Source organism: Sphingomonas sp. SP1 (genome assembly GCF_058313395.1).
This window is the reverse complement of sequence record NZ_JBZFLC010000001.1, coordinates 1,349,465-1,362,981: the sequence shown is the minus strand read 5'-3', so window position 1 is coordinate 1,362,981 and position 13,517 is coordinate 1,349,465. Positions and strand designations below refer to the sequence as shown.

The 13,517-nt window shown below is 64.5% G+C and carries 13 protein-coding genes and 1 tRNA gene; 3 read left to right on the top strand and 11 right to left on the bottom strand.

The genetic code is table 11. The features are described from left to right. The first annotated feature begins 115 nt into the window (after nucleotides 1–115). The gene (locus tag AC4GYS_RS06850; protein WP_491108342.1) at nucleotides 116–679 is read left to right on the top strand and encodes a helix-turn-helix domain-containing protein; all 564 of its coding nucleotides are present in this window, start codon (nucleotides 116–118) and stop codon (nucleotides 677–679) included. Nucleotides 680–693: 14 nt separating this feature from the next. On the opposite strand, the gene AC4GYS_RS06845 is transcribed toward AC4GYS_RS06850, so the two are convergent. The 8 genes from AC4GYS_RS06845 to AC4GYS_RS06810 all read right to left on the bottom strand — a co-directional run bounded on the left by AC4GYS_RS06845 (nucleotide 694) and on the right by AC4GYS_RS06810 (nucleotide 9,088). Continuing rightward, nucleotides 694–769 (bottom strand) — tRNA-Val (locus AC4GYS_RS06845). A gap of 51 nt (nucleotides 770–820) precedes the next feature. Continuing rightward, nucleotides 821–1,678 (bottom strand): hypothetical protein, encoded by an 858-nt coding sequence (locus tag AC4GYS_RS06840; RefSeq protein WP_491108341.1) that lies wholly within the window; start codon nucleotides 1,676–1,678, stop codon nucleotides 821–823. A gap of 460 nt (nucleotides 1,679–2,138) precedes the next feature. After that, nucleotides 2,139–2,963, bottom strand: a complete 825-nt coding sequence (cysQ, locus tag AC4GYS_RS06835; protein WP_491108340.1) for a 3'(2'),5'-bisphosphate nucleotidase CysQ — start codon at nucleotides 2,961–2,963, stop codon at nucleotides 2,139–2,141. Beyond that, complete coding sequence (locus AC4GYS_RS06830) at nucleotides 2,964–3,743, bottom strand: SDR family oxidoreductase (protein ID WP_491108339.1); 780 nt, start codon at nucleotides 3,741–3,743, stop codon at nucleotides 2,964–2,966. It abuts the gene before it with no gap. A gap of 101 nt (nucleotides 3,744–3,844) precedes the next feature. Beyond that, the gene (locus tag AC4GYS_RS06825; RefSeq protein ID WP_491108338.1) at nucleotides 3,845–5,710 is read right to left on the bottom strand and encodes an acetyl/propionyl/methylcrotonyl-CoA carboxylase subunit alpha; all 1,866 of its coding nucleotides are present in this window, start codon (nucleotides 5,708–5,710) and stop codon (nucleotides 3,845–3,847) included. Beyond that, complete coding sequence (locus tag AC4GYS_RS06820) at nucleotides 5,707–6,318, bottom strand: hypothetical protein (protein WP_491108337.1); 612 nt, start codon at nucleotides 6,316–6,318, stop codon at nucleotides 5,707–5,709. Before AC4GYS_RS06820 ends, AC4GYS_RS06825 begins: the two co-directional genes overlap by 4 nt. Before the next feature lie 2 nt (nucleotides 6,319–6,320). Next, on the bottom strand, nucleotides 6,321–7,922 hold the full coding sequence (locus AC4GYS_RS06815) for a carboxyl transferase domain-containing protein (protein ID WP_491108336.1): 1,602 nt from the start codon (nucleotides 7,920–7,922) through the stop codon (nucleotides 6,321–6,323). Continuing rightward, nucleotides 7,919–9,088 (bottom strand): isovaleryl-CoA dehydrogenase, encoded by a 1,170-nt coding sequence (locus AC4GYS_RS06810; protein ID WP_491108335.1) that lies wholly within the window; start codon nucleotides 9,086–9,088, stop codon nucleotides 7,919–7,921. The genes AC4GYS_RS06815 and AC4GYS_RS06810 overlap by 4 nt, the downstream gene beginning before the upstream one ends. A gap of 88 nt (nucleotides 9,089–9,176) precedes the next feature. Between AC4GYS_RS06810 and AC4GYS_RS06805 the strand changes: the two genes are divergently transcribed. Continuing rightward, entirely contained in the window at nucleotides 9,177–10,370 is a 1,194-nt protein-coding gene (locus AC4GYS_RS06805) for a thiolase family protein (protein ID WP_491108334.1), read from the top strand. Here AC4GYS_RS06805 and AC4GYS_RS06800 read toward each other — a convergent pair. Continuing rightward, nucleotides 10,367–10,750 carry a MerR family transcriptional regulator gene (locus AC4GYS_RS06800; protein ID WP_491108333.1) on the bottom strand — a complete coding sequence of 128 codons (384 nt, stop codon included), beginning with the start codon at nucleotides 10,748–10,750 and terminating at the stop codon, nucleotides 10,367–10,369. The genes AC4GYS_RS06805 and AC4GYS_RS06800 overlap by 4 nt on opposite strands. 73 nt (nucleotides 10,751–10,823) lie before the next feature. Between AC4GYS_RS06800 and AC4GYS_RS06795 the strand changes: the two genes are divergently transcribed. Further along, on the top strand, nucleotides 10,824–11,591 hold the full coding sequence (locus AC4GYS_RS06795) for a MauE/DoxX family redox-associated membrane protein (RefSeq protein ID WP_491108332.1): 768 nt from the start codon (nucleotides 10,824–10,826) through the stop codon (nucleotides 11,589–11,591). Here AC4GYS_RS06795 and AC4GYS_RS06790 read toward each other — a convergent pair whose 3' ends face one another. Next, the gene (locus AC4GYS_RS06790) at nucleotides 11,592–12,065 is read right to left on the bottom strand and encodes an SH3 domain-containing protein (protein ID WP_491108331.1); all 474 of its coding nucleotides are present in this window, start codon (nucleotides 12,063–12,065) and stop codon (nucleotides 11,592–11,594) included. Between the two features lie 2 nt (nucleotides 12,066–12,067). After that, entirely contained in the window at nucleotides 12,068–13,474 is a 1,407-nt protein-coding gene (locus tag AC4GYS_RS06785; RefSeq protein WP_491108330.1) for an NAD(P)H-dependent flavin oxidoreductase, read from the bottom strand. Nucleotides 13,475–13,517: the final 43 nt, after the last annotated feature.

The following is a 13,517-nucleotide window of genomic DNA, read 5'->3' as shown; positions in this document are numbered from 1 at the left end:
CGGATACCTCCACCACCGATCATTCTCCCGCTAACTCGATTCGCAGGTCCTCTTGCCACGACGATGATTATGTAGGACAGCATGTTTTCACCGTTCTGGTTAGGGGGACATTGACTTGATCACGCGCATCCGGGAAGTCAGAAAAGCCAAAGGATTGACGCTCGATGACGTGGCCCGGCGTTGTGCGCCACCCACCACGCCTCAAACCGTAGGACGGCTGGAAACCGGGATGCGAACCGTGTCGGTTGGATGGCTCAACCGGATCGCGGCCGCACTTAGGGTCGATGCGACCGATCTGGTTGACCATCCGCAGCCCGACGATCTGGAAGTTGTTGCGACAGTCACTGCGGTCGGGGCCGTCGCGCCCAAACGTGCAATCCGCATCCTCCCGCCGCGTACCTCACCAGGCCAGATCGCCATCAAGGTTGCCGGCGCAATAGGCGACTACCGCGCTGGTGACGAACTCTGGTGCGATCGCCTTGCTTCCGAAGAATTCGGCCGCGCTCTCAACCGCGACGTCTTAGTCCCGCGGCCAGGTGGGCGGTTCCTGTTCGGGCGGCTTATCGGACGCGAAGGAACGAAGCTTCATCTGCTGCCGCTGGGTACGGGAACTCGTCAGACGGTGGTCACAGACCCCACCTGGATGGCGCTCGTAGTCAAACTGGTTCGAGATTTCTGATCCGAGGCCGGTCATGGTGGGCGCTGACGGGCTCGAACCGCCGACCCTCTCGGTGTAAACGAGATGCTCTACCAACTGAGCTAAGCGCCCGGCCGGCTGCGCTGCTGCCCTGTCTGGCCCTGCCGGTCAAGCGCCCATCCTTCAGATCACAGCGATCTTGCCGACCTCCGCGAGATAGTGGCGAAGCGCGGCGCTGGTGGTCGAGGCAAGCTCGATAAAAACGCGTCGGCCGTCGTGCGGATCGTCGCGTCGGATCAACATTCCCTGCTCGGTCATGCTCCTTATCCAGCGCAGCGCCGTGGTCGGCGGTACCGCTGCGGCAATGCACAGGCTCGACACCGGAACGCGGTGCTGCACAATCTCCGCCTGCAGAAGGTCCAGCAGCATGTCCCACGCCGGGTCGGCGAAAAGATCGGCGGGCAGATAATTTGCGCGTAGGCGGCGGGCCCGGATGATCTTGCGTACCGTATCGGCTGCCACCATCGGGCCATCGCCCGGTTCCACGGGCTTGGAGGTGCTCTCCGGGGCGGGCGCACTCGACAGCCGAGCCAGCGCGGAGGCAATGCGGTTGACCTCTTCGCTCAGCTGACGAAGCCGCACCGTACTGCCGTCGGAAGCCACGTCGGACAGATGCCGGGCAACGCCCGCGCCCGATGCGGCGAGGGCCAGGGCGGCGACGCGCTCGGGCTCGTCAGCATCAATCAGCAGTTCGACCGAAGGCTCGGCAAGGTTGCCGACCAATTCATCCACCAGGCTTACCGGCGCGGCCACGATCGCCGGATACCGCTGCTCCGTGCGGTCAGCGCCGACCCGGTCAAGCAATTGCCGATCGGCGTCGCTGATGGCGTCGTCCAATTCGATCCAGACCAGGCTGGTCCGTGCCTGCTGGTCGAGACGCTGGATGGCGCTGGTCGACGGAAGGGCCGCCGCCACGCGCCAGCCGGACTGCTCGACATCGTGACGGGCTCTTTCGAGCGCGGCGTGGGAGTTGCCGAACACCAGGGCCGGTGCGGACTCCCAACCAGGAAATGCATCAGTGGTACAGGCAAAAGCTGCGGTCATGGCATTCATCCAGAATGGTCAACCGAGCAACGTCCGCCTACACGAGCACGCGCCAACGACAAACCTAGATTTTCGGTCCGAAATGGATTGGTCTCCTCACGCTCACCGCTCGTTGCACTCCCGCAACTGTATCCGTCGTGTTACTTCGCCGCCATGATCGAGGATCTGGCTGCACTCACTTTAGCGCGCTGCCGGTGGCTCGAGCGGATTCAGGCGGCCCTGGACACCGCCGAGGCTGTGGCAGCCCCGTTGCTGCTTGATCCGACGACTGCAATCGATGCAGCCGCTCTCGACTTGCGGCTGAGGCAAATCAGGGCAGAAGTGATGGACCTTGCCCAGCGGATTGAGGCGGTTACGCTCGCCCCTGAGTGGATGCAGCTCATAGGGCAAAAGCCGCTCACACGCCTTGTGGCAGATCACCTCCGCCCGCAAATTCGATCATGAAGGGCCCTGCGGGCGGCGCGGCGAACCCGCCAGTGGCGACAAACCCGCGGTTGAGGAACGCGGTCTTGCCATAGCGCAGTCCGGTTCCATCTGGCGCATCGACCCGCCCGCCAGCGGCGAGCAGCACCGCATGGCCGGCCGCGGTATCCCATTCGCTGGTCGGCGAAAGACGCGGATAAAGGTCCGCCTTGCCCTCAGCCACGATGCAAAATTTCAGACTGGAGCCAATCGACACATTCTCGCAGCCTGGCGCCGCCGTTTCGAGATAGTCGGCAGTGATCTGATTGAAGTGCGACTTGGACGCGACAGCGACCGTTTGATCGGGTCGCGAACGCGTCGCAATCGACGCGCGCTTGGTCCCTGTTTCGATCCAGGCGCCTTTGCCGACAATACCGGCGAACAGGCGGCCCTGCTCCGGCGCCAGCACGACGCCAAGCTTGGGAAGCGCGCCGATGATAAGCCCGATGTTGACAGTGTAGTCGTCGCCGCCGCGAACGAACTCCTTCGTGCCGTCGAGTGGGTCCACCAGGAAATATAGCTCGTCGTGAGCCGGAATGCGGCCGGCGGCAACCTCTTCCTCCGCAATCACCGGCACGCCGGGCGCTGCCTTCGCGAGTGCGTCGAGAATGATCGCCTCGGCCGCGTGGTCGGCTTCGGTGACGGGTGAGGCATCCGCCTTGCTGGTGATGTCGAAGCCGCGCCGGCGCACGGCCAGGATCGCCTCGCCCGCCTCCCACGCGGCGGCGGCAAGAGCATCGATCAGCGCCCGTTCGTCCATTTACTTGGGCGCCATGCGGATGCCGCCGTCCAGCCGCACATGCTCGGCGTTCATGTAGCCGCTCTCGACCATGAAGACGGCAAGCTGAGCATATTCTTCCGGTCGCCCGAGTCGCTTGGGGAACGGCACCTGCGCCGCCAGCGCATCCTGGACCTGCGGCGGCATCATCGCCACCATCGGCGTCTTGAACACGCCCGGCAGGATGGTGTTGACGCGCACGCCTTCGTTCATCAGGTCGCGCGCGATCGGCAGGGTCATTGCCAGCACGCCGCCCTTGGACGCGGAGTAGGCCGCCTGCCCGATCTGACCGTCCTCGGCCGCGACCGAGGCGGTATTGATGATCACGCCCTTCTCGCCATCTTCCAGCGGCGCCGCGTCGACCATGCCGGCGGCGGAGTGGGCGATGCAGCGGAAGGTGCCGACGAGGTTGATGCCGATCACCAGCTCGAACTGGTGCAGCGGATACTTCTTGACCTCTTTGGTCTCGCGGTCGCGGCCGACGGTTTTCACCGCATTGGCGACGCCGGCGCAGTTGACGAGCACCCGCTCCTGCCCATGCGCCGCGCGAGCCTGCTCGAACGCCGCCGCGACCTTCTCGTCGCTGGTGACGTCGCACTCGCAAAAGATGCCGCCGATCTCGGAAGCGACCTTCTGGCCCCGATCCTGATCACGGTCGAAGATGGCGACCTTGGCGCCCTTGGCGGCCAGAGCGCGGGCGGTTGCTTCGCCCAGTCCTGACGCGCCACCGGTGACTACTGCCGATATGCCGTTGATGTTCATGCGCTTGCCTCCGTCACCCCGGACTTGATCCGGGTCTGCCTGTTTTTGTCTCCGCCAGTCAGAAGAAGAAGGCGGATGCCGGGTCAAGCCCGGCATGACGCCTAAGTGGAAGCATCCACCCGAGCCAGCACCGCATCCACCTGCACTTGAGCGCCAGCCTCCACGTTCAGTTCCGCCACCACGCCGTCGAACGGAGCGACCATCGCATGCTCCATCTTCATCGCCTCGAGCGTCAGGAGGCGCTGGCCCTTCGCGACCTGCTCGCCGGCCGAGACGTCGACGCTCGTGACCTTGCCGGGCATGGGAGCAAGAAGCGCTCCGTCGGAGGCCCCACCGCCGACACTGCCGCGAGAGGCGAGCGCAAATTCATAGGCCTGCCCTTCATAGAAAGTGACGACCCGTTCGCCATCGGTGAAGCCGGAGACGGCCGCGGCCGGTCCGTCGTCAAGGGCAGTGGTCTGGAATCGGCCGCCCGCGCCGAGCGCGACACTTCTGCGGGGCGTGGCGTTCAATCGGAAGCCGGCGAGCCCGCCAGCGGCGGAGTCGTCCATGTCAGCCAACGCCACCATCGCCGCTCCGCGACGAATGAACTCATCCGCCTCGACCGGCGGGACAAGGCTATCGAGCTTTCTTTCAATGAAGCCGGTATCGATCCGGGCGCTGCCGAAATCATCGTCCAGCAAGGCGTTGAACAGGAAGGCGGCATTGGTCCGGACCGGCCATACCTCGACGGCGTCAAGGATCGCGGCCAGTTCACCGATGGCCTCGTCGCGGTCGTCGCCCCGGGCGACAAGCTTGGCGATCATCGGATCGTAGAATGGGGAGATCGCATCACCCTCTTCCACCCCGGTTTCGATGCGCCCATCGTCGCCAAGGTCGAAGTGATCCAGCCGTCCGACACTCGGGAGAAAACCCTTCGCCGGGTCCTCCGCATAAAGCCGCGCCTCGATCGCCCAGCCGTTGATCGATAGCTCGCCCTGCCGCTTCGGCAGCGGCTCGCCGCTCGCGACGCGGAGCTGCCATTCGACCAGGTCCTGACCGGTGATCTCCTCCGTCACCGGATGCTCGACCTGCAGGCGGGTGTTCATTTCCATGAACCAGATGCGGTCGGCGCGGAGACCTTCGCTAGCGTCGGCGATGAACTCTATCGTCCCCGCGCCTTCGTAATTCACTGCCTGCGCTGCCCGCACCGCCGCGCCGCACACCGCCTCGCGCGTGGCCTCGTCCATGCCCGGCGCGGGAGCTTCCTCGATCACCTTCTGATGCCGGCGCTGCAGCGAGCAGTCGCGCTCGAACAGGTGGACGACGTTGCCGTGGGAGTCGCCGAACACCTGCACCTCGATGTGCCGCGGCGAGAGGATGTATTTTTCCAGCAGCACGATGTCGTTGCCGAAGGAGGACGCCGCCTCGCGCTTGCAGCTGTCCAGCGCGTCGGTGAACGCCGCGCCGTCGTCGACCCGCCGCATCCCCTTGCCGCCGCCGCCCGCGACCGCCTTGATCAGCACCGGGTAGCCGATCGCATCCGCCTCGGCCCTCAATCGCTCGGGCGACTGGTCCTCGCCGAGGTAACCCGGGGTCACCGGCACGCCCGCGTCCGCCATCAGCTTCTTGGCCGCGTCCTTGAGCCCCATCGCGCGGATCGAGTCCGGTTTCGGCCCGACCCAGATCAGCCCGGCGTCGAGCACGGCCTGGGCGAATTCGGCATTCTCCGACAGGAAGCCGTAGCCGGGATGTATCGCATCGGCGCCGGTCTGCTTCGCAGCGGCGATAATGCGCTCGCCAACGAGATAACTTTCCCGCGCCGGCGACGGCCCGATATGCACGGCCTCGTCGGCCATGCGCACATGCAGGGCCTTGGCGTCGGCGTCCGAGTAAACCGCCACCGTCCGCACCCCGAGCTTCCGCGCGGTCCGGATGATCCGGCAGGCGATCTCGCCGCGATTGGCGATGAGGAGGGAGGTTATCATTTCGCTAATATTCCCGTCCACATCGATGCGTGACTGCCTTCATGATTCCGCATTCCGGGTTCGGTCAGGATCCGCGGCGTCTCAATCCAGTTGTGAATGCGGCGCTTCGGCTTCTCATGCCAGCTCAGGTTGAAGGCCCAATAGGTACGAAAGAAATCCATTTCGCTATAGGGTAAGTGGTCGTGTATCCACCAAGCTAGGCGCTTCCAGTCTCCTGTGGCCTGAAACCTATCGTAGAACCCGGGAACGACTATGCACGCTGTGGCGCCGATGCAGCCGTTCTCGTCGTGAAGATCCCAGATGTGCTTAGCTGCATTCGCCTGATTGGAGGCGCAGTTCAGTCCGTGCTGGCTACCGAATGCGTTAACTTCCGGCGAACGGTACGCAGAACGGATTGAGATCCGGCCGAATGCGTCCTGAAGCGGCTCGAGCAATTCCTCGCACAGCTTCGATCCGACCGCGATAGCAAGCTCGGGGCGGCTAGGAACGTTTCTAAAGCCGTGCATTGCAGCAATGTCGGAGAACAGGAAGTCTCTTAGGAAGAAGGATTTGGAGAGGCGAACGCGCCCCAACTCCTCAAGCCCCTTCACTGACGCGGGCGTTCGCATCCTCACATCCTGAACACGCCGAATTGCGGCCGCTCCGGTATGGGCGCGTTCAAACACGCCGCGAACGCCAGTCCCAGCACGTCCCGCGTCTGCACCGGGTCGATGATTCCGTCGTCCCACAGCCTTGCCGTCGCGTGCCACGGGTTGCCCTCGTCCTCGTAGCGCTGGCGAACGGGCGACTTGAATGCTTCCGCTTCCTCCGCCGTCCACTTGTCGGCGTCGCGGTGAACCGTGGCCAGCACCGATGCCGCCTGTTCGCCGCCCATCACGCTGATGCGGCTGTTGGGCCAGGTGAACAGGAAGCGTGGGCTGTAGGCCCGGCCGCACATCCCGTAGTTTCCGGCTCCGAACGACCCGCCGATCAGAACCGTCACCTTGGGCACGCTCGCCGTCGCCACCGCCGTCACCAGCTTGGCGCCATGCTTGGCGATGCCCTCCGCCTCATACTTCCCGCCGACCATGAAGCCGGAGATGTTCTGCAGGAACAGCAGCGGAATGCGCCGCTGACAGGCGAGCTCGATGAAGTGCGCGCCCTTGACCGCGCTTTCACTGAACAGGACGCCGTTGTTGGCCAGGATCGCGACCGGCATGCCCCAGATGTGCGCAAAGCCGCAGACGAGAGTGGTGCCGAACAAGGGCTTGAATTCGTGCAGCTCGGAGCCGTCGACGATGCGGGCGATCACCTCGCGGACATCGTACGGCGCGCGGACGTCGTCGGGAATGACCCCGTAGAGTTCTTCCGCGTCGTAGTAAGGGGGGCGCGGCTCGCGCGTGCCGATGCCCGCGCCCGCTTCGTCGCCGAGGTGGCTGACGATATCCCGAACGATCGTAAGCGCATGCTCGTCGTTTTCGGCGAGGTGGTCGACCACGCCCGACTTGCGCGCATGGAGGTCGCCGCCGCCGAGATCCTCCGCGCTGATCTCCTCCCCCGTCGCGGCCTTCACCAGCGGCGGGCCGGCGAGGAAGATCGTGCCCTGGTTGCGGACAATGACGCTCTCGTCGCTCATCGCCGGCACGTAGGCGCCGCCCGCCGTGCACGACCCCATCACGCAGGCGATCTGCGCGATGCCCTTGGCCGACATGTTCGCCTGGTTGAAGAAGATGCGCCCGAAATGCTCGCGGTCGGGGAACACCTCGGCCTGATGCGGCAGGTTGGCGCCGCCCGAGTCCACCAGATAGATGCACGGCAACCGGTTCTGCTCGGCGATCTCCTGCGCGCGGAGATGCTTCTTCACCGTCATCGGATAATAGGTTCCGCCCTTCACGGTGGCGTCGTTGGCGACGATCATCGCCTGTCGGCCGGACACGCGGCCGATCCCCGCGATCATGCCCGCGCCGGGCACCTCGCCCTCGTACAGGTCGCAGGCCGCGAGCTGCCCGATTTCCAGGAATGGTGAGCCGGGGTCGAGCAGGCGTTCGACGCGGTCGCGCGGCAGCAATTTGCCGCGGCTTACATGCCGCTCGCGCGACTTCTCGTTGCCGCCAAGCGCCGCCTGAGCGACATCGGCGCGAAGCTTCTCCGCCAATGAGCGATTGTGCGCGAACCGCGCGCGATATTCCTCGCTGTCGGTCTGAACCTTGCTGTCGATCCGGGGTGCGCTCATTGGGCGAGCGGCGCCCCGGCCCCAATCACTTCGCGCCCGATCAGCATGCGCCGCACCTCATTGGTGCCCGCGCCGATGTCGAGCAGCTTGGCGTCGCGGTAAAAGCGCTCCACCGGCCAGTCCTTGGTATAGCCCGCACCGCCCAGCGCCTGCACCGCCTCGTTCGCGACCTTCACCGCGCTTTCGCTGGCCAGCAGGATCGCGCCCGCCGCGTCGAAGCGGGTGGTCTTGCCGGCATCGCAGGCCTTGGCGACCTGATAGACATAGGCCCGGGCCGAATTCAGCGCGACGTACATGTCGGCCACCTTGGCCTGCATCAGCTGGAAGCTGCCGATCGGCTGGCCGAACTGCTTGCGTTCGCGGACATAGGGCAGGACGACGTCAAGGCAGGCCTGCATGATGCCAAGCTGGATCCCGGCCAGCACGGTGCGCTCATAATCGAGGCCGCTCATCAGCACGCCGACGCCGCCATTCTCCGGTCCCATGACGTTCTCCGCGGGCACGAAACAGTCGTTGAACACCAGCTCCGCGGTCGGCGAGCCGCGCATGCCCATCTTGTCGATCTTCTGACCGATGGAGAAACCCTCCATGTCCTTTTCGATCAGGAAGGTCGTGATTCCGCGGCTGCCCTCGCCGGTCTTCGCATAGACCACCAGTGTGTCGGCATAGGCTGCGTTGGTGATCCAGAACTTCGTGCCATTGAGCCGATAACCGTTGCCGCTTCTATCCGCGCGAAGCTTCATCCCGACAACGTCGCTTCCGGCGCCCGCCTCGCTCATCGCCAGCGCGCCGACATGCTCGCCACTGATCAGCTTGGGCAGATATTTCGCCTTCTGCTCCTCGTTCGCCCATCGGCGAATCTGATTGACGCACAAGTTGGAATGCGCGCCGTAGCTGAGGCCGACCGAGGCCGAGGCTCGGGCCACTTCCTCCTGTGCGACGACATGTTCGAGGTAACCGAGGCCCAGCCCGCCCCATTCCTCTTCGACCGTGATGCCGTGGAGGCCAAGCTCGCCCATCTGGGGCCATAGTTCGATCGGGAAACGGTCGGCGTGATCGATTTCCGCAGCGATGGGAGCGATTCGGTCGGTTGCGAACCGCTGCGTCGTATCACGGATGGTTTCCGCCATCTCGCCAAGGTCGAATTCAAGGGTCGGTGTTGACATGGCCTCGCGCTAGCAGAGCGCGAGAGGCTTGGACAAGGCAGCCTTCAGGCTTATGTGCGCTGCAACATTTTTTGCCGGAGCATTTGTCATGGCCTCTGCAGCCACCGATCCCGTCGTCATCCTTTCCTATGCCCGCACCCCGATGGGCAGCATGCAGGGCGCGCTTGCCGACGCCAGCGCGACCGATCTCGGCGCCACGGCGGTCAAGGCCGCGGTCGAGCGGGCCGGGGTATCGGGGGAGGACATCGACCGCATCTACATGGGCTGCGTGCTTCCCGCGGGCCTCGGCCAAGCGCCCGCGCGACAGGCGGCAATAAAGGCCGGCCTTCCGGCCAGCGTGCAGGCGACCACCGTCAACAAGGTCTGCGGATCCGGCATGCAGACGGTGATCATGGGCTCCGAAGCGATTGCGATCGGCAATGCGGACCTGATTGTCGCGGGCGGCATGGAGTCGATGACCAACGCCCCTTATTTGCTGAAAAAGCATCGCTCCGGCGCGCGCATCGGCCACGACACGGCCTATGACCATATGTTCCTCGACGGCTTGGAAGACGCCTATGAGGAAGGCCGCGCGATGGGCAGCTTTGCCCAGTGCACCGCGGACGAATATCAGCTCACCCGCGAGAGCATGGATGCCTATGCGATCGAGTCCTTGAACCGTGCAAAGTCGGCCATTGATCATGGCGGCTTCGCGGATGAAATCGTGCCGGTGACGATCAAGAGCCGCGCCGGCGAGACCGTGGTGGACACCGACGAGGCACCGGGCCGCGGCCGCCCCGACAAGATCCCGCAGCTGAAGGCCGCCTTCGCCAAGGAAGGCACCATCACCGCGGCGACCAGTTCCTCCATCTCCGACGGCGCGGCCGCCGTGGTGCTCGCCCGCGAATCGCTTGCTCGTGAAAAGGGCGCGCAGCCGATCGCCCGCATCGTCGCGACCGCCGCTCACGCCCAGGCTCCGGCCGAGTTCACCGTCGCCCCCATCGGCGCCATCCATAAGGTACTCGACAAGGCTGGCTGGTCGATTGGCGATGTCGACCTGTTCGAAATCAACGAGGCGTTCGCCTGCGTCGCCATGTTTGCGATGAAGGATCTCGGCATCGGACACGACAAGATCAACGTCCACGGCGGCGCTACCGCGCTCGGCCATCCGATCGGCGCCAGCGGCACGCGCATCATCGTCACTTTGCTGAACGCATTGAAGCAGAAGGGCCTCAAGCGCGGCATCGCCAGCCTGTGCATCGGCGGCGGCGAGGCGACCGCAGTGGCGATCGAATTGGTTTAATCGAAGGATGCAATGATTGGGCAGGGTCCGGCGCGACCTTCCCCACATTCTTTCGCAAGGCGGCTTAACGACCGCCGGGCGGCCTGCAACTCGGCGATCTTCCCGTCGAGAACCGCGATGCGTTGTGTCGCCAGCTGGTGGGCCCTCGCGCGATCCTCGCCCGCATCGAGCGTCAGCAACTCGCCGATCTCGGCCAGCGTGAAGCCCGCCGTCTGCGCCTGCCGAATGAAACGCAGCCGACGCAGGTCGCGCTCGCCATAACGACGGATTCCGCCCGCCCGTACAGGCTCGTCCAGCAGCCCTTTGCGCTGGTAGAAGCGAATGGTTTCCACTCCAACCCCGCCTGCCCGCGCCAATGCGCCAATCGTCAGGTCGATCATGCTTGACTCCGTACCATGGTACGGGAGCTAAAGACATGGCCTGTTCGTTGAACCAATTTAAAAGGCACGTCTCATGACCAAGTTCGAAAAGATCGAGGCTGCGTCGGGCAAGGCCGCGGCGCTCTACCGGATGGTCATGCCGGGCCACACTTGCCCCTACGGGCTGAAGGCCAAGCACCTGCTAGAAAGCCGCGGGTACAGGGTCGATGATCATCACCTCACAACCCGTGACGAGACCGACGCCTTCAAGGCGCAGCATGGTGTCGCCACCACGCCCCAGATTTTTATCGGCGGCGAGCGCGTCGGTGGCTACGACGATCTGCGCCGCTTTCTCGGCAAGCGCGTGCCCGCCCAAGGCCAGACCAGCTATGTGCCCGTCATCGCGCTCTTTGCGATGACCGCATTGACCGCGCTGGCGCTCAGCACCGGACTTTTCGGAACGCCCTTCACCATCCGCGCCGCAGAATGGTTCATCGGCCTGTCGATGGTCGTCCTCGCGCTCTTGAAACTGCAGGACGTGGAGAAGTTTTCCTCCATGTTCCTGAACTACGACCTGCTGGCGAGACGGTGGGTGCCGTATAGCTACGTCTATCCATTCGCGGAGGGGCTGGCCGGCGTCCTGATGGTCGGCGGACTGTTGCACTGGCTTTCCGTGCCGATCGCCCTGTTCGTTGGGACCGTCGGCGCCGTGTCGGTCTTCAAGGCAGTCTACGTCGACAGGCGCGAGCTGAAATGCGCCTGCGTCGGTGGATCGTCGAACGTGCCGCTCGGCTTCGTCTCGCTGACCGAAAACCTGATGATGATCGCCATGGCGCTGTGGATGGCGCGCATGTGGTGGTGATCAGTCCAGTGTTTCCCCGGCGTTGATGCCCCAGATATCCGTGAAACGGATGAAGCCGTCTCGCTTGCCGATCTGGATGTGGCACCAGTTGTTCTGGCAGTCCTCGATTCGTCCGACGACGCCGGGCTGAGCCTGATAACGGACTCGGCTCCCTTCCTCCGGACGGGCGTGGATCGGACGGGGCTCCTCCCCCCGAACGATGGCCGTCCGCCGGTCGCTGAGCAGGGTGACCAGCATCCAGCCCTGCACGCCGTCCGGGTCCTCGATCAGCCGCCAGTTGGGATAAAGCTTGAGCACGCGGATCGGCAGGTCGCGGCGTTTATAGAGCCACACGCCAGGATAATTCTTGCCCGGGCCGGTCCGCATCATCGCCTCACCTGACGCGATCGACGCCCAATAGGGCGGCGTCTTGTCTTGGGCCGACCCGGACGCGGCAAGCGCCAGTGCAACCGCCGCGAGAACACCCCTCTTCACGCCTACGCCCCCGTCCGGATCCGATCCACCAACTGCCCGACCGTAGGCACGAAACCGTTGGAATAGAACGGGTCCGTCTTGAAGCGGAAGGCGGCGTGACCGGCGAACATCAGGTTCTGATCGACCGGCCCGCCATGAGCGATATCCTGGAGCGTCTTCTGAATGCAGAAGCTGCGCGGGTCGGCCAGCCGCCCAGTGCTGTTCTTTTCATTGTCCGCCCAGCTGGAAAAGCTGCACTGCGACAGGCACCCCATGCAATCGGCCTGGTCCTTGCGGATGATCTTCTCGTCTTCCGGTGTCACGAATACCAACGTGTCGTCCGGCGTCTTCATTGCGTTGGTGAAGCCCTGCCCGAACCATTCGCGCGCATGCTGAAGGTCGCCCTTGGTCACCCAATAGTTTTTCTTGGTCCCGATGCCGACATCGAGTTCGAACGCATGGTCGCCGACCGCCTCCCTGGTGAAAGCGATCTGGCGCTCCGACCGGGCTTCCAGCCAGCGCAGGAACGGGTTGCGCACGGCGGACGAGTAAAAGCCGGTGGGCGAGAATTTGTGCAGCAGAACATCGCCCTCTTCCAGCGTCATCAAACGAGCCTTCCATTCGGGCGGGATCGGGCTTTCCTGCGTCAGCAGCGGGCGGGTGCCGAACTGGAACATGATTTGCCCAAGTTCCGGATTGTCGATCCAGTCTTCCCACTCGTCCAGCCGCCAGACCCCACCGGCCATGACGATCGGCACGCTGTCGGGGATGCCACCTTCGCGCATTACGGCGCGCAGCTCGGCGACGCGTGGGTAGGGATCCTGCGGCGCGCGGGGGTCTTCGGCGTTCGACAGGCCGTTATGGCCGCCCGCCAGCCACGGATCCTCGTACACCACCGCGCTGAGCAGGTCAGCGACCTTTGAATAAGCGCGCTTCCACAGGGCGCGGAAGGCCCGGCCGGACGACACGATCGGCAGGTAGGACACGCCGTATGACGCCGCGATCTCGCTCAATTTGTAGGGCATGCCAGCGCCGCAAGTGACACCCGCGACCAGACCCTTGGTCCGTTCCAGCACACCGTGCAGGACGCGTTGGGCGCCGCCCATTTCCCAGAGGACGTTAATGTTTATGGCGCCTTTGCCCGAGGCCATCTCGTAGGCCTTCTTCACCTGCGCCACCGCGCCTTCGATGGCGTAGTGAACCAGCTCGTCATGCCGTTCGCGGCGCGTCATTCCCTGGTAGACCTGGGGTATGATGCGGCCTTCGGGATCGTAGCTGTCAGCATTCACCGCGCTGACCGTGCCGATGCCGCCGGCCGCCGCCCATGCGCCGGAGCTTGCGTGATTGGTGGCGCTGACGCCCTTGCCGCCTTCCACCAACGGCCAGACTTCGCGGCCGCGATACATGATGGGCTGGAGCCCCTTGAACAACGCTTGTCTCCTTGAGTGCTTGCGCGCGCTATACAGGCGGCGT

What these genes read in the sequence shown, in the direction of transcription:
- AC4GYS_RS06795 (WP_491108332.1), top strand. Translation starts at nt 10,824, where the DNA reads ATGACCAAGTTCGAAAAGATCGAGGCTGCGTCGGGCAAGGCCGCGGCG.
- AC4GYS_RS06805 (WP_491108334.1), top strand. Translation starts at nt 9,177, where the DNA reads ATGGCCTCTGCAGCCACCGATCCCGTCGTCATCCTTTCCTATGCCCGC.
- cysQ (WP_491108340.1), bottom strand. Translation starts at nt 2,963, where the DNA reads ATGGACGAACGGGCGCTGATCGATGCTCTTGCCGCCGCCGCGTGGGAG.
- AC4GYS_RS06825 (WP_491108338.1), bottom strand. Translation starts at nt 5,710, where the DNA reads ATGATAACCTCCCTCCTCATCGCCAATCGCGGCGAGATCGCCTGCCGG.
- AC4GYS_RS06820 (WP_491108337.1), bottom strand. Translation starts at nt 6,318, where the DNA reads ATGCGAACGCCCGCGTCAGTGAAGGGGCTTGAGGAGTTGGGGCGCGTT.
- AC4GYS_RS06815 (WP_491108336.1), bottom strand. Translation starts at nt 7,922, where the DNA reads ATGAGCGCACCCCGGATCGACAGCAAGGTTCAGACCGACAGCGAGGAA.
- AC4GYS_RS06830 (WP_491108339.1), bottom strand. Translation starts at nt 3,743, where the DNA reads ATGAACATCAACGGCATATCGGCAGTAGTCACCGGTGGCGCGTCAGGA.
- AC4GYS_RS06810 (WP_491108335.1), bottom strand. Translation starts at nt 9,088, where the DNA reads ATGTCAACACCGACCCTTGAATTCGACCTTGGCGAGATGGCGGAAACC.
- AC4GYS_RS06800 (WP_491108333.1), bottom strand. Translation starts at nt 10,750, where the DNA reads ATGATCGACCTGACGATTGGCGCATTGGCGCGGGCAGGCGGGGTTGGA.